The sequence below is a fragment of the Planosporangium mesophilum genome, assembly GCF_016863255.1.
Taxonomy (GTDB): Bacteria; Actinomycetota; Actinomycetes; order Mycobacteriales; family Micromonosporaceae; genus Planosporangium; species Planosporangium mesophilum.
The window spans coordinates 63899-82351 of the sequence record NZ_BOON01000017.1 but is presented as its reverse complement, the minus strand read 5'-3'; the positions used below and the strand labels follow the sequence as shown (position 1 = coordinate 82351).

Sequence of the window (18453 nt, the reverse complement as noted above, 5' to 3'; positions counted from 1 at the left end):
CTCCCGCCGATCCAGGAGAAATGGCGGGACAAAAGGGAAGGCAGAACAACCACTACTCCTAGATCGACGAGAGACAGGTGGACGCCATGCCCGACTTCCGGCTCAACGACGAGCACGAGGCGCTGCGGCAGACCGTGCGCGAGTTCGCCGTCGACGTGGTCGCACCGGTGATCGGTGACTACTACGAGCGGCACGCCTTCCCGTACGAGATCGTCCGGCAGATGGGCAAGATGGGCCTGTTCGGCCTGCCCTTCGCAGAGGAGTACGGCGGGATGGGCGGCGACTACCTCGCCCTCTGCCTGACCCTGGAGGAGCTGGCCCGGGTCGACTCCAGCGTGGCGATCACCCTCGAAGCGGCGATCTCGCTGGGCGCGATGCCGATCTACCGGTTCGGCACCGAAGAGCAGAAGCGCGAGTGGCTGCCGAAGCTCACCAGCGGCGAGAACCTCGCCGCGTTCGGGCTGACCGAGCCGGGCTTCGGCTCCGACGCCGGCGGCACCGCGACGCGGGCGTACCTGGACGAGTCGACGAACGAGTGGGTCATCAACGGCTCGAAGGCGTTCATCACCAACTCGGGTACCGACATCACGGCGCTGGTCACGGTCACCGCGGTGACCGGCGAGACGCCGGACGGGCGCAAGGAGATCTCGGCCATCATCGTCCCGTCGGGCACGCCGGGCTTCACCGTCGCGCCCGGGTACTCGAAGGTCGGCTGGTGCGCCTCGGACACCCACGAACTCACCTTCGACGACGTACGCGTACCCGCCGGCAACCTGCTCGGCCAGCGCGGTCGCGGCTTCGCGCAGTTCCTGCGCACCCTGGACGAGGGCCGGGTCGCCATCGCCGCGCTCTCGGTCGGGCTGGCCCAGGGCTGCGTCGACGAGTCGGTGAAGTACGCGAAGCAGCGGCACGCCTTCGGCCACCCGATCGGCGACTTCCAAGCGATCCAGTTCAAGATCGCTGACATGGAGATGCGGGCGCACACGGCCCGGCTGGCCTACTACGACGCCGCGTCACGCCTGGTGGCGGGGGAGAACGTCAAGCGGGCGGCCGCCATCACCAAGCTGTACGCCAGCGAGGCGGCGGTCGCCAACGCCCGGGAGGCGACCCAGATCCACGGCGGGTACGGGTTCATGAACGAGTTCCCGGTCGGCCGCTTCTGGCGCGACTCGAAAATCCTGGAGATCGGCGAGGGCACGTCCGAGGTACAGCGGATGATCATCGCGCGCGAGCTGGGCATGTAGCGGCGGGGTTCATAAACTGTCGTGTTTTGTCGATCCTGCCGTCGTAACAGGGACGAAGTGGTTCGCATCGATTGGTCGGCTGCGTAGCGTTCCGACCGTGAGCCCGGATCATGACCGTCCCGCCGCGGGTGTCGGATTCGCCGCCGTGCTGCGTGCTCACCGTCGTGCCGCCGGGCTGACCCAGCAGGAGCTCGCCGCCCGGGCGGGGGTGGGCGTCCGGACCGTTCGCGAGCTGGAGCGCGGCCGGGCGGTACGGCCGCAGCGTGGCACCGTCGACCTGCTGGCCGAGGCGCTCGGGCTGACCGCGACGGCGCGTACCCGGTTCATCGAGACCGCCCGCGGCCGGCTGCACGACCCCGGTGCCGAGGCCGGCCGCGCCGAGGTGGCGGAGCGTTTCCACCGTACGATCGCCCTGCCGCCGCCGTTGCCGCTCGTCGGGCGCGACGAGGACCTGCGCGACGTGGCCGGCCTGCTCGCCGCGTACGACGTCGTCCTGCTGATCGGCCTCGCCGGAGTGGGCAAGAGCTGCCTCGCCCTGGCCGTGGCGCACCACGTCGCGGGGCTGTTCCCCGGCGGGGTGGCGGGCATCTCGATCTCCGACATCTCGGCGGCCGACGACATCCTCGCCGGCACCGCGTCCGTGTTCGGCGTCGCCCGCGCCGCTGAGCTGGGCGAACGGTGCGCGGGGGAGCCCTGCCTGCTGATGGTCGACGGCGCCGACCGGGCGCCCGGGGCCACCACCGCCGCGCTCACCTGGCTGCGCGCCAACGCCCCGCGACTTCGGTTACTGGTGACCAGCCGCCAACCGGTCGACCTGCCGTGCGTCGTCGCCTGGCCGGTCGCGCCGCTCGACGTACCCCCGCCCGGGGCGGCGTCCAGCCTCGGGGAGCTCTCCGCGTACCCCGCGGTGTCGCTCTTTCTGGAGCGGCTGCGGCAGGTCCGCCGCCACCCGGTCGAGCCGGCCGAGGTGCCGGTCCTCGGTGAGCTGGTGCGCCGGCTGGGCGGGCTTCCGCTCGCCATCGAGCTGGCCGCCGCGCGCGGGCGGGTGCTGGAGCTCACCGAGATCCTCGACCGGTACGGGCACCGGGTGCTCGACCTCGGCGAGCGACGGCCGGAGGGCCAGACGTTGCGGGACGCGGTCGCCGCGAGCTACCGGCTGCTCGGCCACACCGACCAACTGGCGCTGGAACGGCTGGCGGCCTTCGCCGGCCGGTGGTCACTAGACCTGGCCGAAGAGCTGCTCAGCGGCGCGGTCCACGACGTCGAGGCGGTCGTGGACCGCCTGGTCGGGCTCGGCCTGGTCGGCGTGCGGGCCACCGGGCCGCTGCGGTTCCGGCTGCTCGACGTCGTACACGACTTCGTCCTCGAGCGCTGCGCGAAGGGCGGCCACCTGGAGGAGGTGCGTACCCGGCACGCCCGGCTCTTCGCCCGGCTCGCCGCCAGGACCGCCGACGACCTGGCCGGCCCCGCCATGCCGGTGGCCGTCCTGATGCTCGACCACCTGCTCAGTGACCTGAACGCGGCACTGCACCACGCGGCGGGCGCCGACCCGTCGACGGGGCTGCTGCTGGCCGGCTCGTTGACCCGGTGGTGGCGGTTCCGGGGTCGGGACCGGGAGGGCCGGGGGTGGCTGCGCCGCCTACTCGACGATCCGCGCAACGCCGGCGCGGACCCCGCGGTACGGGCCTGGGCGCAACTCGGCGCCGCGACGCTCGCCATCGAGCACGGCGAAGGCCTCGCCGAGCTGGCCGGGGCCCGCCAGTCGCTGGAGACGTTCACCCGGCTGAACGACGTGGGCGGCCAGATCGCCGCCCACACCTGCCTGAGCCGGCTGTGGCAGGCGGTCGGCGGGTACGACGACGCGCGCCGCCACGCCGACGCGGGCCTGTTCCTGGCGACCCGTACCGGTCGGCGGCGCCAGGTCCTGACCGCGCACAACGACCTGACGTGGCACGACATCCGGGTCGGTGACCTGGACACGGCCCGTCAGCGCCTGGAGACGGTGGAGCGGCTGGCGGGCGAGGCCGACGACGCCCGGCTGCGGGCGGTGGCACTGGCCAAACTGGCGGAGGTCGCGCGGCTCGACGGCCGGTACGCGGCCGCCGTCGACATCGGACGGCGGGCACTGGAGCTACTGGCAGAGGTGGGCGACCCGGGACAGCGGGTACGGGTACAGGGCACGGTCGGGCTGGCGCTGGCCGAGTCGGGCGGGGCGGCCGAGGCGGAGGCGATCCGGGCGGCGCTGGCGGACGCCGGGCAGGCCGCCGACGGTACCCGCGCGATGATCGGTGGATATCTCGCGCTGGCGCGCGGGGAACGCGCACACGCGGCGAAGCTGTTCGAGTCGGCGGCCGGCGCCCTGCTCGGCCACCACGACGCCCGCGACGTGGTTGAGGCGCTGGTCGGGGTGGCGGCGAGCACGGACGATCCGGCCGGCCGGGAGCCGCTGCTGGCCCAGCTCGACGAGGTGTGCCAGCGCGGTGGCCTGGTCCTGCTGCCGCGCGACCGGGCCCTGCTGCGGCGCTGACGCGTCCTGCTCGGAAATTCGCCGAAAAGTGGTGGTCCGCGGGTAGGGCGCGGGCCAACCACTCATCGACGGGAGCCAGTCCAGCGTGGGCGGGTCCGGCACGGACGAAGGCCCCCCAAAATGCCCCACCTCTTCGTCCGTGCCGATCCCTTTGTGGTGCCTCCCGAGAGCGAAGACTACCGATCCGGGTCGACAAACCAGGCCCGTTATAGAGGTGTTTGGCCGATTTTTAGATCAAGTTCTGCCGGTACTTCTGCCGGTCATGCCGACGGCGCGACCGAACCGTTACCGGTCTTGTCGGCATCGTCGGTGTCAGCCGGGCCGGTGCTCCGGATCGCGCCCGAGACGGCCCCCGGCCGTACCGCGTCGCGCACCGTCCGCAGCGAATCGAGCAACTGCTCCAGTTGCTCGGGGGTGAGCCGGCTCGTGAACCAGTGTTTGATGACCTCGATGTGCCCGGGGAGCACTTCTTCCATCCGGGCCCGGCCGGCGTCGGTCATGACCGCGAACGAACTGCGCCGGTCGGCCGCGCAGGCCTCGCGGCGAACCAGGCCGCCCCGTTCCAGCCGATCGACCACGCGGGTGATCCCACTCGTGGTCAACTGCGTCTGTGCGGCGAGGTCGGTCATCCGCAACTGGCTCTCGGGCGACCGGGACAGCCGGATCAGCACCTCGAACTCGACGATCGACATGCCGTGGCTGGCCAACTGCTCCGAGAACCGGGCGGTCAGTCCGGTGAAGGCCTCGGTCAGCAGGCCCATGGCGGTGATCCGCGGGTCATCGAACAGTTCGTTCACAAGACCACCTTACCAGCGGGTACTTGACGGAGGGATTGTTGTCAAAGTTATAACTGCGTAATCAAATAGTCTCGTTCGTGACCTCCGATTCCACCGACTGTCCGCACCTCACTGCTCACCCTGCGCTGAACCGAGGACCGTTTGCCCCTAGCGGGACCGGTGGACGCGCTCATACGGTTGAGGTCCGAGGACACGGCAGGGGTGGATTCGTCGATGGGCAAGGACGTTTCGCAGGCTTCCTTCAGCCGCGAAGATCGAGCGCGCTATCGGCGGAAGGTCCGCCGCTGCCTGGACGTCTTCGCGTTGATGCTCAGCGACTTCCGGTTCGACGCCGACCGCCCGACGACGGGTCTGGAGATCGAGCTCAACCTGATCGACGGGGACGCACAGCCGGCGATGCGCAACGCCGAGATCCTCGCCGACCTGGCCGACTCCTCGTTCCAGACCGAACTCGGGCAGTTCAATCTGGAGGTCAACGTCCGGCCACGGCTGATCGCGGGGCACGGCTTCGACGAGTACGAGCGGGACGTCTCGGCGAGCCTCGCGCACGCCGACGAGCGTGCCCGCAAGCACGACGCCCAACTGGTCCTCATCGGCATCCTGCCGACCCTCACCCAGGCCCACACGGTGCTCGACAACATCTCGGCCAACCCCCGGTACCGGGTGCTCAACGAGCAGATCACCGCCGCTCGCGGTGAGGACATGGCCCTCGACATCCGGGGCGTCGAGCGACTGCAGTCCTCCACCGACTCGATCCTTCCCGAAGCGGCCTGTACCAGCGTGCAGTTCCACCTCCAGGTCGCGCCGGAGAACTTCGCCTGCCACTGGAACGCCTCGCAGGCGATCGCCGGCGTGCAGGTCGCGATCGGCGCCAACTCGCCGTACCTGTTCGGCCGTGACCTGTGGTCGGAGACCCGGATCGCCCTGTTCGAGCAGGCCACCGACACCCGGCCGGACGAGTTGAAGGCCCAGGGGGTACGCCCGCGGGTGTGGTTCGGCGAGCGCTGGATCACCTCGATCTTCGACCTGTTCGAGGAGAACGTCCGGTACTTTCCGCCGCTGCTGCCGATCACCGAGGAGGAGGACCCGGTCGAGGTCCTGAACGACGGCGGCGTACCGCGCCTGGGTGAGCTGCGGCTGCACAACGGCACCGTCTACCGGTGGAACCGCCCGGTGTACGACATCATGAACGGCCGCCCGCACCTGAGGGTGGAGAACCGGGTACTGCCGTCGGGGCCGACCGTGGTTGACATGCTCGCCAACGCGGCGTTCTACTTCGGACTCGTACGCGAGCTGGCCGAGGCTGACCGTCCGGTCTGGACACAGCTCACCTTCTCGGCGGCCGAGCAGAACTTCCACACGGCGGCCCGTGGCGGCATCACCTCGAGCGTCTGGTGGCCGCGCCTGGGTGAGACCCGCGTGACCGATCTGGTACTCGAAAAGCTGTTACCCAAGGCGTACGACGGCCTCGACCGCTTCGGGGTCGACCCGGCGACCCGCGACCGCCTGCTCGGCGTCATCGAGGGGCGCTGCGTGAGCCGGCGCAACGGTGCGGTCTGGCAGACCGAGACGGTCCGCAGACTGGAGCGGGACCGCAACCTGGACCGCCCCACGGCACTGCGCGAGATGCTGCGCCGCTACAGCGAGAACCTGGCGGACAACGAGCCCGTGCACACCTGGCCGATCGGTTAGCGGGCGCCGGATCCGCGCCGCTTCCGCGGCTTGGGCACCTCCGGCTCGGTGGCAGTCGGCTCGGTCGCCGTCGGCCGGGTGGCCGTGGCCCGGCCGGTCGCAGCCGGGGTGATCTCGACCGTCGTCTCATCCGCTGCCGGTGCCGCTGCCGGCCTCTGGAGAGCCTGGGGCTCCTGGGACGACGACGCCGGGGTCGGCTCCGAACGGCCGGAGAGCGTGGCGGTCCACTCCGTCAGCTCCGGCTCGTCGGCGGTGGCGTCCACCGGGGCGGGCGCGGGCGAATCGACGGCGGGGCGCCTGCGCGGCCGCAACGGCCCCAGCACCGCGACGAGTACGGACCCGGCAAGGCCCCCGATCACCGCGTAGGGGGCGAACAGGTACGCGGACAACTGCTCCGCCCAGGCGGCCGGGCGCGGTGCGGTGAGGAAGTACGCCGCGGCCGCCAGCAGCGGGCCGAAGGTACCCGAGATGGCGATGCCCACCCGGTTGTCGGTACGCCGGTCGGCGGGCAGTGCGCTGACCACCCCGATCAGGAGGGCCCCACCGAGCATCAGCAGCGCGCCGGGAAGGTACACCGTGTCGCGGAACCACCCCCGGTCGGTGAACTGCCACGCGGCCAGTTGCGCGGTGCCGACCGTCCTGCCGGCGCGCACCGCGTCGACCACCGAGACGGCCACCAGCACCCACACCCACGCGGTCGTCGCCATGATGTTGGCCGCGATGACCCGGACATTGACCGCCACGACGGCGACGACCAGGCCGACGACGACCCCGATGACCGCGTACGCCCCGGCGGTCACCTCCGGCTGGAAGGTGTCGGCCCGCTGCGCCGCGCGAGCCGGGAGCATCACCAGCGGTACGGTCACCAGCGCGCCGATCGCCGCCGCCAGCGCCATCACCGTCCGCAGGACGAAGCCTGGACCGTGGGCCACCTGGCCGGCCGCCGCGGCGCGGGTGCCGAGGCGAGCCGCGCAGACGGCACCGAGCACCGTCGAGGTGGCACCGATCCACAGCACCCAGGCCAGCCCGGACGACCAGAGGCCTTCACCGATCCCGGCGCGTACCGGCTGCCAGGCGACGACGCTGAGCCCGTACGCCAGGCCCCACTGTGCCGCGCCGGCGCCGGCCGCCACACCGATCGCGGTCACCGTAGCCTTAGCCCATCCGCGCGCCGCCATGCCGCGCAGAGTACAGCCGAGTGGCCGGAGGGTGCGAGCCCCGTCGATCACGCCCGGCCGGTCCGCGGCGACCGCCAGCCGCCTGTCGTTCGACGCCTTCTGATGAGATAGAGCCATGGCCGATGAGCACGATCCAGCCGACGAGGGCCCCCGCGGAGACGGGACGCAGCCGTCGCCCCAGGTGACCCCGGGGGACGATGCGACCCGACGGATGCCGGTGGACGAGCCGACATCGACGTTCAACCCGTTCGACGACGATTCCGACGACGATTCCGACGCGGACGAGTCGCGTACGGTGCCGCTCGACGCCGATGCCACCCGGCCGGTGGCGTCGAACGGGCCGGCCGACGAGACGCGGCCCATGACGCTGGCCGACGAGACGCGGCCCATGACACCGGCCGACGCCGACGCGACCCGTCGGGTGACGCCGCAGATCTGGGCCGCCCGTGCGCCGGTACCCGTGCCCGACGCGGTACCGGCTCCGGCACCGGTGGGGTGGCGCGAGGAGTCCGCCGAGGCGGAGCCGCCCGGCTTCTGGGCGCGCCCGGCGGTGATCGCCCTGATCGTTGTCATCCTGCTGGCGATGCTGGGCACCGGGTTATGGCTGATCTTCAGTGGCCTCGGCAGGCCGTCGGTGTCGACGCCCGCGACGAGCGCGACGCCGTCGGCGGCTCCGGCGCCGACGGAGACCGCGTCGCAGCCGGAGTCGCAGGCGGAGTCGCCGGCGCCGTCCGCGACGGCGACCGGGCGGGTGGCGGTACCGGATGTGGTGGGCCAGAGCGAGGCGGCGGCCAGGGAGCAGTTGACCGCGGTCGGGCTGACGTACACGGTGACCAGGCGGCCGGTGGCCGGCGTGAGTCCCGGTACGGTCGCGGCCACCGAACCGGCGGCCGGGACGATGGTCAGCGCGGGTAGCCGGGTGACCCTGGTCGTGGCGTCGGCTCCAACCCCGGCCGCGACGACCGGTACGCGGACGCAGACTCCGACGCGACCGCCCACCACGCAGCCGACGCCGCCGGCCTCGCGGCCGGCTGGCGGGGGCGCCTAGGCGACGTTCGCCCGCGACCGCAGACCCAGCGGGGTCACGTTCGCGGGCTGAAGACCTTTGAGCTGAACGAAGATGGACCGGCGCTCGACCGCGTCACCGGCGGCGTTCAGCTGGTATCCGTCCAGCCATGCCCAGCCGTCGTAGGTCGGCCAGTCGTGTACGCGGATCACCCGGAAGAGCATCGGTTCGATGAACTGCACGCTCGCGGCCCTGGTCACGCGCAGTACGTCACCCGCCCTGGGTAGCACACCGACTCCTGTTCTCTGCGTCGTCCGGCCGGCGCCACCGCGTCATCCGAACCGGCGGTCTTTCCGGACCGCTGGCCGAGAGATCGACCGATGATGAACGGTGAGTAACCCGTGCCGCACCCACAGGTTGCACGACAAACATGATCAATGCAAGTTGCAGGTCGCGCATTCCACGCCCGGTACGCACGTTCGTCCGTTAGGTGCCGGGCCGGCCCACCTGGAGTAATAGAGTCGGGTTGACCGACGCCACTAGCCGGGAGGGTGGTCGTCGTCTCGGCCGCGGTAAGGGTCTCTTCCGTGGGAATGAGCTTCAACGGTGACGGTTCCGGTGGTCCGGACTGGCAGAGGAGCTGTGGTGGAGATCGAGGCCAAGGGGCTGCGGGTCAATCTCGACGGCGCACGGTGGCGGCGCAGCGACCGAAGCGGCCCGTACTCGGACGGCTGCGTCGAGGTGGCGTTCGTGGGCGACGCCATCGCGGTCCGCGACTCCAGAAACCCGGCCGGTCCGGTGCTGCTGTTCACCCGGAGCGAGTGGGACGCCTTCGTCGGGGGCGCCAGGGATGGGGAGTTCGACCTCTGACCAGGGTTCCGGCAGACGCGTCCCGCGTCGTGCGGCCCTCGTGCGTCGTTGTACCGGGCGGTGCGGCCATGGCCGTACCGCCGCCGGGACCGGTGCGTCCACCGGCGACGACGCAGATCCAAGACAGTAAGGCGAGACGCGATGACGACAGTCCCGGAAAACTACGGCAACGGCGGGGCGAACTCCGACGACAGGTTCGCCGCGCAGCTGAGCGGGTACCGTCCGGCGAGCCGGGACAGCGGCGCCGTGCTGCCGATCAACGACCGCGACGGCGACGGCCCGGGCCGGCGTAACGGGTCGGTACCCACCATCCACCGGGTCAACGGCTCGTTGGACATGGGCAACCCGATCGCGTCGTCGATGCGGGCCCCGCAGCTCGCGGAGCCGGAGCTCGACGACTCCGACAGGTGGTACGACGACGTCACCAGCGAGTCCCTCGCCGACCATCCGCTGCTCCGGGGGCTGCTGCTGGAACTGCCGCCCAAGGGCAGCATGCCTCCCCAGGAGTGGCTGGACCGCTGGTTCGAGGCCGCCCGCTCGATCCTGGAACTGCTCTACGCCCAGCACGCCGGTCGGCGCTGAGAGCCGTCCTACACGCCGTAGGACCCTCGACGGCACCCTTGCTGATTGGTTGCCTGACCGTGACTACCCAGCGCCGCTCGTCCGGCGCTGCCCGTCACGAGATGACGCACCGTGGCGGCCCGCGCGCCGGACCTGCGGCTGCGCTTACCGATCGGTAACTCAGCGCATCGGCGCCTGGAAACCCGTCTCACTATCGTGATCAAATTATTCAATCGCTATATCTAGGCATGTAAGAGCTTGCCCCATACCCTCTCTCCAACCGGATCGTCCACGCTGTTCTCCGCAGGTGAGAAGCGTTCGGCGCGGACCGGTCCACCAGAGGGAGGAGCGGGAGATGAGACTCCCAGGGAACGCGAGGCCCGGGTCGGGTGCGGCCGGCCCGGGGCGCCGAGCAGCGCTGCTCGGTCTCGCCACGGTCGCGGCGACGGCCGCGGCGCTGTCGACGGGGGGTGCCGCCTCGGCGGCGACGCCGCTCGAGGGCGTCATCCGCGACGCGGGAAGCGCCGTCGTCGTACCGAACAGCTACATCGTCGTCCTCAAGGACTCGGTGGCCCGCACGCACGGCGTCGACGCGCTGGTGAGCACCCTGTCCAGCGGCTACGGCGGACAGGTCAAGCACAAGTACCGCAGCACGCTGCGCGGCTACGCGGTGCGGAATCTCAGCGAGGCGCAGGCCCGCCGGCTCGCCGCCGACCAGTCCGTCGCGTACGTGCAGAAGGACGGCGTCGTCAAGGCCTTCGACACCCAGGCCGGCGCGACCTGGGGCCTGGACCGGATCGACCAGCGCAACCTGCCGCTCGACGGCAACTACACGTACTCGACAACGGCGTCGAACGTGCACGCGTACGTCATCGACACCGGCATCCGGACCAGCCACAGCGAGTTCGGCGGCCGGGCGACCCCCGGTTTCGACGCCGTCACCAGTGGTGGCAACGCCAACGACTGCAACGGCCACGGTACGCACGTCGCCGGCACCATCGGCGGCGCCAACTACGGTGTGGCCAAGGGCGTGCAGCTGGTCGCCGTACGGGTGCTCGACTGCAACGGCAGCGGCAGCACCTCGGGCGTCGTCGCCGGTATCGACTGGGTGACCGCCCACGCGATCAAGCCGGCCGTGGCCAACATGAGCCTCGGCGGCGGCGTCGACTCGACCCTGGACGCCGCGGTCCAGCGCTCGATCGCCTCCGGCGTGACCTACGGCATCGCGGCCGGCAACGGCAACGCCCTCGGCATCGCCCAGAACGCCTGCAACACCTCGCCGGCGCGGGTATCCGAGGCGATCACCGTCGGCGCGACCGACAACACCGACAAGAAGGCGTCGTTCTCCAACTACGGCAGTTGCCTGGACATCTTCGCGCCCGGTGTGAACATCACCTCGTCGTGGAACACCAACGACACGGCCACGAACACGATCAGCGGTACGTCAATGGCGACGCCCCACGTCGTCGGCGCCGCCGCGCTGATCGCCTCGGCCAACCCCGGCTACACGCCCCAGCAGGTACGCGACGCGATGGTGAACAACGCCACGCCGAACGTCGTCGGCAGCCCGGGATCCGGCTCGCCGAACCGGCTGCTCTACGTGGGCAACGGCAGCACTCCGCCGCCCCCGCCGCCCCCGCCCGCGGGCTGCTCGGGCACCAACGGCACCGACGTGCAGATCCCGGACGGCGGCGCCGCGGTGACCAGCTCGATCACGATCTCGGGCTGCGCGCGCAACGCCTCGGCGTCGACGAAGGTGGAGGTGCACATCAAGCACAGCTACCGCGGCGACCTGCGCATCGACCTGGTGGCGCCGGACGGCAGCACGTACCGGCTGAAGACGGAGAGCTACGACGCCGCACCCAACGTCGACACCACGTACACGGTCAACGTCTCGGGAGAGGCCGCGAACGGCGTTTGGAAGCTGCAGGTGCAGGACCGGTACCTGGCCGACACCGGGTACCTCGACACGTGGACGCTAACCGTCTGATCGGTCGTTAACGCCCTGCGTGATCGGGGAGAGTTCAGTCGTGACGACGACTCGAACTCTCCCCGATCCCGTGACGGCGCCGAAGATCGAACTACACGTACACCTCGAGGGCGCGATCCGTCCGGCGACCCTGCTCGACATCGCGCGGCGCAACAACGTGTCGCTGCCCGCCGACACGGTCGAAGGGCTCGCCGAGCTCTACCAGTTCACCGACTTCCGGCACTTCCTCGAGGTCTGGGTCCTCACCACCAACTGCCTGCGCACCGCGGAGGATTTCCGGGAGGTCGTGGTCGGCTACGCCGCCGAGGCGGCCTCCTTCGGCGCGGTGTACCTGGAAGCGATCTTCTCGCCGGCGGAGCGGGTCATGCGCGGCGTGGTCGGCTGGGACGAGATCTTCACCGGGTACGTCGAGGGCGCGGTGGAGGCGCGCGAGCGGTACGGCGTGGAGATCCGGTTCACCCCGGACCTGTACCGTGGCCTGGACCTGGACCTGGCTGAGGAGTGCGCGCGGACCGCGGTGCGCTACCGCGACCGGGGCGTCGTCGGGCTCGGCCTGGGCGGCATGGAGACCGCCACGCCGGCGTCCGCGTACCGGACCGCCTTCGACATCGCCCGCGACGGCGGCCTGGCGCTGGTACCGCACGCCGGCGAGGGCGCCGGGCCGGAGTCCGTACGGGAGGTCATGGACCTGGGCGCGGCCCGCATCCGTCACGGCATCCGCGCCGTCGAGGACCCCGCCCTGGTCAAGGAGATCGCGGACCGGGGTCTCGTACTGGACGTCTGTCCGACGTCGAATCTCCGTACCAGGGTCGTGCCCAGCCTGGCCGAGCACCCGCTGCCGCTGTTGCGGGAGGCCGGGGTGCGCTGCACCATCAACACCGACGACCCGGCGATGTTCGGTACGGACCTCGGCCGTGAGTACCAGGTGGCGGCGCAGCTCGGAGTGTCGCCCGCGGACGCGTACGCGGCCGGGGTGGCCGGCGCGCTCTGCGACGAACAGACCCGCAGCCACCTGCGTCAGGTGGGCGCCCTGTCCATCGGCTGACCGGTTGGTAGGGCTTCAACATAAGTTGGTGGTCACTCAGCCATTTGCGTGGCTAGTCTCTGCTTCGTTTTGTATGGGCGAAAAAGGCGGCTCAATGGATCAACAGACCGGTTTTGCGGTATTGAGCGGTATCGGGATGCTGATGTTTAGCATCGGCGCGTTCGGCGTCCTCGACGCGTGGCACAAGCGGCACCCGCAGCTGAAGCGGGTCGACTGGCTGATCAGCCTGTACGCGTTCGGCGTGCTGCTCACCGTGGTCGGCATGGTTCTCTACGGCCGCTGGTGGATCGCCGCGCCGTTCGCGCTCATGCTGCTGCCGGCCGACCGGGCGATCCGGATGCGCCTGGAGCTGCGCCAGCGCCGCGCCCACCTGAGAACCCTCAAGGGCGAAGAGAAGTAGAAACGTAGCGATCTTGGACACTTGGGCGTGCCGTGGCACCGCCAAGTGTCCAAGATCGCTAGGTCAGACGGCGAACGTCGGCGGTCGCTCGGTCGCCGGCGCCGGCGGGGTCGCCCGCCACAGCTTCAACTTCTGCGCCGCCAGCCGCGCCGTGTACGCCGGGTTGAGCAGCAGGTACCGCTTCCACAGCCGGCCCGGCTCCAGGCCGAGCCGCCACAGCCACTCCAGGCCGTACCGCTGCATCCACGCGGGCGGCTTGCGCAGCCCCCCGGCGTGGTAGTCGAACGCCGCCCCGACGGCCAGCAGCGGCGCGTCGATCAGCGGGCGCATCGCGTACGCGAAGATCTCCTGCCGCGGGCAGCCCAGCCCGACGAGCACCACGCGAGCGCCGGAGGCCCTGATCCGCTCGGCGATCTCGGCGTCCTCGCCGGGGTTCAGCGCCCGGAACTTCGACGCCTCGGTACCCGCGATCTTCAGCGCGGGGAAGAGCTTGGTCAGCGCCGGCACCAGCCGGGCGAGGGTGGCGTCCGTGGAGCCGTACAGGTACACCGGAAGCCCCTCGTCGGCGCAGCCGCCCAGCACCTCCAGGGTCAGGTTCGGCCCGTAGACCCGGTCGGTCAGCCCGGCGCCGTGCAGCGCGTTCAGCGCCCAGCGCACCGGCTGCCCGTCGGGGGTGACGACGTCGAACGCGTTGAGCCGGGCGTTGTGCGCCGGGTCCTGCACGCCGGTCATCACGCCGTGCACCGCGAGCGCGGTCAGCGCGAAGGGCCGCTGCTCCCGCGCGGCGGCCAGCACCTTGGCGGCCGCCGCCTCGTAGTCGATGACGTTGACGAGGACGCCGAGGACGCTCCGCTTGCCCCCGTCGATCATGAGGTCCGTACCCACTTGTCGACGTTGGCCTCGTAGATCTCCTGGAGGATCATCGGTACGTCGTACACCTGCTTCCAGTCCGGGTAGTCGGCCTGGAACGCGGCGTTGGAGCCGACCCACCAGATGTGGTCGCCGACCCGGTTCTGGTCGACGTACTCGGTGATCATCTCGTTGCCGGTGATCTTCTCGGCGAGCGCGAAGGCCTCCAGCATCGAGGTGTGCGAGTGGCGCCCGCCGCCCAGGTTGTAGACGGCCGCGCTGCGCGGGTTGCGGAAGAACGCCTCGAACGCCGACACGACGTCGTGGCTGTGGATGGCGTCGCGCACCTGCTTGCCCTTGTAGCCGAACATCCGGTACGTGCGGCGCTCCATGTTGCAGCGCATCACGTACGCGAGGAAGCCGTGCAGCTCGGTGGCGGAGTGGGCCGGGCCGGTCAGGGTGCCGCCCCGGAAGCAGGCGGTCTTCATGTCGAAGTACCGCCCGTACTCCTGCACCATCACGTCCGCGGCGACCTTGGACGCGCCGAAGACCGAGTGCAGGCACTGGTCGATCGACATGTCCTCGGTGATGCCGCCGTAGTACGGGTGGCCCGGGTCGAGCTCCCAGCGCGTCTCCAGTTCGGTGTACGGCAGCGAGTTCGGACGGTCGCCGTAGACCTTGTTGGTGGAGCAGTGGATGACCGGCGCCTCGATGCAGTGCTCGCGCACGTTCTGCAGCACGTTGAGCGTGCCGCCGGCGTTGACGTCGAAGTCCGTGTACGGGTCGCGCACCGCCCAGTCGTGGCTGGGCTGGGCGGCCGTGTGGATGACGACGGCGATGTCCCGGCCGTACCGCTGGAAGATCTTCGCCATCGCGTCGCGGTCGCGGATGTCGACGTTGTGGTGGGTGTACCGCTCGCCCAGCTCACTGGTCAGCCGCAGCACGTTCCAGGCGGTCGAGGCCTCGGAGCCGAAGAACTGCTGACGCATGTCGTTGTCGATGCCGACGACGTCGAGCCCGAGGGAGGCGAAGTGTCGCACCGCCTCGGATCCGATCAGGCCGGCCGATCCGGTCACCAGGGCGACGCTCACGAGCAACTCCAGGATTTCGGGGGCGTAGTACGGCCAGTGAGTCTAGCGCCGGCCCGCGCCGGGACAGAGTGGGCGCCGCCGCCGACGGGCAGCCGGGACGATCCGGCCGAGGTCGCCCGAAAGGCTGAAAGTAATAGTGGCCACAAACGAAGACAGGCGGCCCGGAGGCCGCCTGTCGCGTGGTGGGGAAGGAGGGAGTTGAACCCTCACGCCCTTTCGGGCACACGGACCTGAACCGTGCGCGTCTGCCATTCCGCCACTTCCCCGAGTGGCATCGCTCAAAGCGAGGCGTGCGGAACCCTACCACAGTCCCTGGCAACGTCGCTTCGGGCGACCGCGCTGGGAGACAGACCGGTGAAGATCTGGCTCCTCCATCCGTTAGCCTAATCCAACCGCGCACAACGCACGTGTAGAGGCTAGGCTGCCGTAGGCGCCCCGGAAGAGTAGCACGAGCTGGGCCGGTTGGTGCGGGCGCAAGAGAGCGCGTGCCAGATACCATCATGACCTCGGGACCCGAGGAGGAGCCGGTGAGTGTGCTGCAGCGCTTCGAGAAGCGCTTGGAGGGCCTTGTCGAAGGGGCATTTGCCAAGGTCTTCAAGGGTGTGGTCCACCCTGTGGAGATCCTCAACGCCATGCAACGGGAGGCGGAGGCGCACAAGGCGATATTGGCCGGCGGCCGGACTCTCGTTCCGAACCGCTACGTGATCGATCTTTCGCCGTACGACCACAGCCGACTGGCGCCGTACGCCGCGGCGCTGGCCCAGGAGCTCGCGCAGTCGCAGGCCGAGTTCATCGGTGAGCAGGGCTGGACGGTCTACGGCGACGTCATCGTCGAGATCGAGCGGGGTGACGGCCTCGACACCGGGATGTTCCGGGTGACGGCCGAGGTCTACACCGGCGGCGACGTGGCGCCGGTCCCCTCGTACGAGGCACCCCCGGGCTACCCGCCCTACGACCAGAACCCGTACGCCCCGCACAGCGCGCCCCCGGCGCACGGCGGCGGCGGTCCAGCGCGGAGCGCGCGCCTGGTTTCGGCCGACGGTCGCAGCTACCCGCTGTCGATCGGCTCGACCGTGATCGGCCGCGGCGACCAGGCCAACCTGCGCCTGCCCGACGTCGGCATCTCCCGGCGCCACGCCCGGCTGGACTTCGACGGCGCGCAGGTGGTGCTGACCGATCTGGGTTCGACCAACGGGACTATGGTCAACGGGCAGCGCGTCTCCGCGGTCGCGCTCAACCCGGGCGACATGATCCAGCTCGGTACGACCACGCTGACCTTCCGAGCCGACGGTTAGGAGCCGTGCGCGAGGTGACCATCAGTACACCAGGCTCGGGTAGAGAACTGCATGCCTGAAATCGTCCTTACCGTCGCTCGGTACGGGTTTCTCGTGCTGCTGTGGATCTTCGTGTTCACAGTGGTCGGCGTGATCCGCCGAGACCTCTTCGCCGGGGCGCGCTCCAGCCGTCTCGTCGCCGCACCGCGCGGCATCGGGCCGGTGACGGGTGGCGCCCGGCCGGCCAAGGTGAAGAAGGGCCGAGCAGCCCGCCAGCTCGTGGTGACCGCCGGTGCGCTTGCCGGTACCCGGATCACCCTCGGGGAAACGCCGATCACCATCGGGCGTGCCGAGGACTGCACCCTGGTCATCACCGACGACTACTCCTCCTCGCGGCACGCCAAACTCGTGCCGCGGGACGGGCAGTGGTACGTCGAGGACATGGGCTCGACCAACGGGACCTACCTCGACCGCGCTAAGGTCAGCGCACCGACCCCCGTACCCCTCGGCGTGCCGATCCGGATCGGCCGCACATCATTCGAGTTACGGCCATGACCCTCACCCTGCGCTACGCGGCCCGCAGCGACCGCGGTCTCATCCGAGGCGGAAACCAAGACTCCGTCTACGCTGGACCGCGCCTGCTCGCGGTCGCCGACGGAATGGGCGGCATGGCCGCCGGTGACGTCGCCAGCAACATTGTCATCGCCGCCATGGCGCCCCTTGACGAGGACGTGCCGGGCAACGCGATGATCGACGCGTTACGCGGTGCCGTCGACAACGCCAACCAGCAGATCCGGGAGACCGTCGAGGCCAACCCGGCCATGGAAGGCATGGGCACGACCCTCACCGCGATGCTGTTCGGCGGCAGCAAGTTCGGCATGGTCCACATCGGTGACTCCCGGGCGTACCTGGTACGCGAGGGCGAGTTCGGCCAGGTGACCAAGGACGACACGTACGTCCAGATGCTGGTCGACGAGGGCCGCATCAGCCTGGAGGAGGCCGACACCCACCCGCAGCGGCACCTGCTGTTCCGGGCCCTCGACGGCCGGGACGCCGAGCCGGAGTACTCGATCCGCCAGGCCATCCCCGGCGATCGATACCTGCTGTGCAGCGACGGCCTGTCCAGCGTCGTCAGCGCCGAGACGATCGAGTCGACACTGCGCGAGTACACCAACCCGGACCAGTGCGCCGAGCGCCTGGTCCAGCTCGCGCTGCGCGGTGGCGGTCCGGACAACATCACGGTGATCGTCGCGGACGTGACCGACGAGGACATCGTCGAGGAGGCGCCGATCGTCGGGGGTGCCGCCGCCCGGGACCGTGGCAACACGACGTCGGCGGACAGCTCGACCCCGGCCGCTCGGGCGTCCGCGCTGACCAGTCCGCGCCCGGCCGCACCGGAGACCGCCGCCGACGAGGACGAGGAGGATCGGCCGCGTCGCCACCCGGTGCTCACCACGCTGCTGCTGATAGCCCTGCTCGGCCTGCTCAGCGGCGGTGTCTGGTTCGGCTGGCGGTACACCCAGTCGCAGTACTACGTCGGCGCGACCGACGACGGGGTGGTGGCGGTGTTCCGCGGCGTACCGGGACAGGTGGCGGGTTTGCGCCTGTCGTCGGAGCAGGAGCGCAGCACCACCACGCTCGAGGAGCTGACGAAGAGCGCGCAGGACGCGGTCAAGCAGGGCATCCCGGCGACCAGCGCCGACGAGGCGCGGCGCAAGTTGAGCCAACTGACCAGCGACGACCCGAACAACAGCAACAAGCTGCCGCCGTGCCAGCCGCACCCGTCGACGGAACCGTCCGGCGCTTCGCAGGGTCCAAGTCCGGCGCCGATCGCTCCCGCATCGGCCACCCCGACCGTCGAGACCAGCTCGAGCCCCGACACCATCCAGACCCCCGTGCCGACGATCAGCTGCCGCAAGCGCTGACCCG

17 protein-coding genes and 1 tRNA gene are annotated in these 18453 nt (G+C 70.5%); 12 read left to right on the top strand and 6 right to left on the bottom strand.

Annotation, left to right across the window (positions count from 1 at the left end):
* Positions 1-86 precede the first annotated feature (86 nt).
* Both Pme01_RS09110 and Pme01_RS09105 read left to right on the top strand, forming a co-directional pair.
* Positions 87-1244: an acyl-CoA dehydrogenase family protein gene (locus Pme01_RS09110; protein WP_168113621.1), complete on the top strand. Its 1158-nt coding sequence runs from the start codon at positions 87-89 to the stop codon at positions 1242-1244.
* A gap of 97 nt (positions 1245-1341) precedes the next feature.
* Positions 1342-3771, top strand: coding sequence for an ATP-binding protein (locus Pme01_RS09105; protein WP_168113620.1), 2430 nt, complete (start codon positions 1342-1344; stop codon positions 3769-3771).
* Between the two features lie 260 nt (positions 3772-4031).
* On the opposite strand, the gene Pme01_RS09100 is transcribed toward Pme01_RS09105, so the two are convergent.
* Complete coding sequence (locus Pme01_RS09100) at positions 4032-4532, bottom strand: MarR family winged helix-turn-helix transcriptional regulator (protein ID WP_168114058.1); 501 nt, start codon at positions 4530-4532, stop codon at positions 4032-4034.
* A gap of 249 nt (positions 4533-4781) precedes the next feature.
* On the opposite strand from Pme01_RS09100, the gene Pme01_RS09095 reads away from it, so the two are divergent.
* On the top strand, positions 4782-6260 hold the full coding sequence (locus Pme01_RS09095) for a glutamate-cysteine ligase family protein (RefSeq protein WP_168113619.1): 1479 nt from the start codon (positions 4782-4784) through the stop codon (positions 6258-6260).
* Here Pme01_RS09095 and Pme01_RS09090 read toward each other — a convergent pair.
* Entirely contained in the window at positions 6257-7438 is a 1182-nt protein-coding gene (locus tag Pme01_RS09090) for a hypothetical protein (protein WP_168113618.1), read from the bottom strand. The two genes, Pme01_RS09095 and Pme01_RS09090, sit on opposite strands and share 4 nt — an antisense overlap.
* A 217-nt stretch (positions 7439-7655) precedes the next feature.
* On the opposite strand from Pme01_RS09090, the gene Pme01_RS09085 reads away from it, so the two are divergent.
* On the top strand, positions 7656-8486 hold the full coding sequence (locus tag Pme01_RS09085; RefSeq protein ID WP_203935507.1) for a PASTA domain-containing protein: 831 nt from the start codon (positions 7656-7658) through the stop codon (positions 8484-8486).
* On the opposite strand, the gene Pme01_RS09080 is transcribed toward Pme01_RS09085, so the two are convergent.
* Positions 8483-8734: a hypothetical protein gene (locus Pme01_RS09080; RefSeq protein ID WP_168113616.1), complete on the bottom strand. Its 252-nt coding sequence runs from the start codon at positions 8732-8734 to the stop codon at positions 8483-8485. The genes Pme01_RS09085 and Pme01_RS09080 overlap by 4 nt on opposite strands.
* A 355-nt stretch (positions 8735-9089) precedes the next feature.
* Here Pme01_RS09080 and Pme01_RS09075 point away from each other — a divergent pair, with 355 nt between their 5' ends.
* From Pme01_RS09075 to Pme01_RS09055, 5 genes are all read left to right on the top strand, one after another.
* The gene (locus Pme01_RS09075; RefSeq protein WP_168113615.1) at positions 9090-9314 is read left to right on the top strand and encodes a DUF397 domain-containing protein; all 225 of its coding nucleotides are present in this window, start codon (positions 9090-9092) and stop codon (positions 9312-9314) included.
* Between the two features lie 141 nt (positions 9315-9455).
* Complete coding sequence (locus tag Pme01_RS09070) at positions 9456-9896, top strand: hypothetical protein (protein ID WP_168113614.1); 441 nt, start codon at positions 9456-9458, stop codon at positions 9894-9896.
* A gap of 334 nt (positions 9897-10230) precedes the next feature.
* Positions 10231-11865 (top strand): S8 family peptidase, encoded by a 1635-nt coding sequence (locus tag Pme01_RS09065; protein ID WP_168113613.1) that lies wholly within the window; start codon positions 10231-10233, stop codon positions 11863-11865.
* A gap of 40 nt (positions 11866-11905) precedes the next feature.
* Entirely contained in the window at positions 11906-12910 is a 1005-nt protein-coding gene (gene add, locus Pme01_RS09060; protein ID WP_239088101.1) for an adenosine deaminase, read from the top strand.
* A gap of 136 nt (positions 12911-13046) precedes the next feature.
* Positions 13047-13310 carry a hypothetical protein gene (locus tag Pme01_RS09055; protein ID WP_168113612.1) on the top strand — a complete coding sequence of 88 codons (264 nt, stop codon included), beginning with the start codon at positions 13047-13049 and terminating at the stop codon, positions 13308-13310.
* Positions 13311-13373: 63 nt separating this feature from the next.
* On the opposite strand, the gene Pme01_RS09050 is transcribed toward Pme01_RS09055, so the two are convergent.
* From Pme01_RS09050 to Pme01_RS09040, 3 genes are all read right to left on the bottom strand, one after another.
* Positions 13374-14180: a WecB/TagA/CpsF family glycosyltransferase gene (locus Pme01_RS09050; RefSeq protein WP_168114056.1), complete on the bottom strand. Its 807-nt coding sequence runs from the start codon at positions 14178-14180 to the stop codon at positions 13374-13376.
* On the bottom strand, positions 14177-15250 hold the full coding sequence (locus tag Pme01_RS09045) for an NAD-dependent epimerase/dehydratase family protein (protein WP_168113611.1): 1074 nt from the start codon (positions 15248-15250) through the stop codon (positions 14177-14179). Before Pme01_RS09045 ends, Pme01_RS09050 begins: the two co-directional genes overlap by 4 nt.
* A gap of 180 nt (positions 15251-15430) precedes the next feature.
* Positions 15431-15516, bottom strand: a tRNA-Leu gene (locus Pme01_RS09040).
* Positions 15517-15750: 234 nt separating this feature from the next.
* On the opposite strand from Pme01_RS09040, the gene Pme01_RS09035 reads away from it, so the two are divergent.
* Genes Pme01_RS09035 through Pme01_RS09025 form a run of 3 tightly spaced genes read left to right on the top strand, consistent with a single transcriptional unit; the run spans position 15751 to position 18449 of the window.
* Positions 15751-16545: an FHA domain-containing protein gene (locus tag Pme01_RS09035; protein WP_168113610.1), complete on the top strand. Its 795-nt coding sequence runs from the start codon at positions 15751-15753 to the stop codon at positions 16543-16545.
* A 51-nt stretch (positions 16546-16596) separates the two neighbouring features.
* Positions 16597-17079 (top strand): FHA domain-containing protein FhaB/FipA, encoded by a 483-nt coding sequence (locus Pme01_RS09030; RefSeq protein ID WP_168113609.1) that lies wholly within the window; start codon positions 16597-16599, stop codon positions 17077-17079.
* On the top strand, positions 17076-18449 hold the full coding sequence (locus Pme01_RS09025) for a BofC C-terminal domain-containing protein (RefSeq protein ID WP_168113608.1): 1374 nt from the start codon (positions 17076-17078) through the stop codon (positions 18447-18449). Before Pme01_RS09030 ends, Pme01_RS09025 begins: the two co-directional genes overlap by 4 nt.
* The last annotated feature ends 4 nt before the right edge of the window (positions 18450-18453 follow it).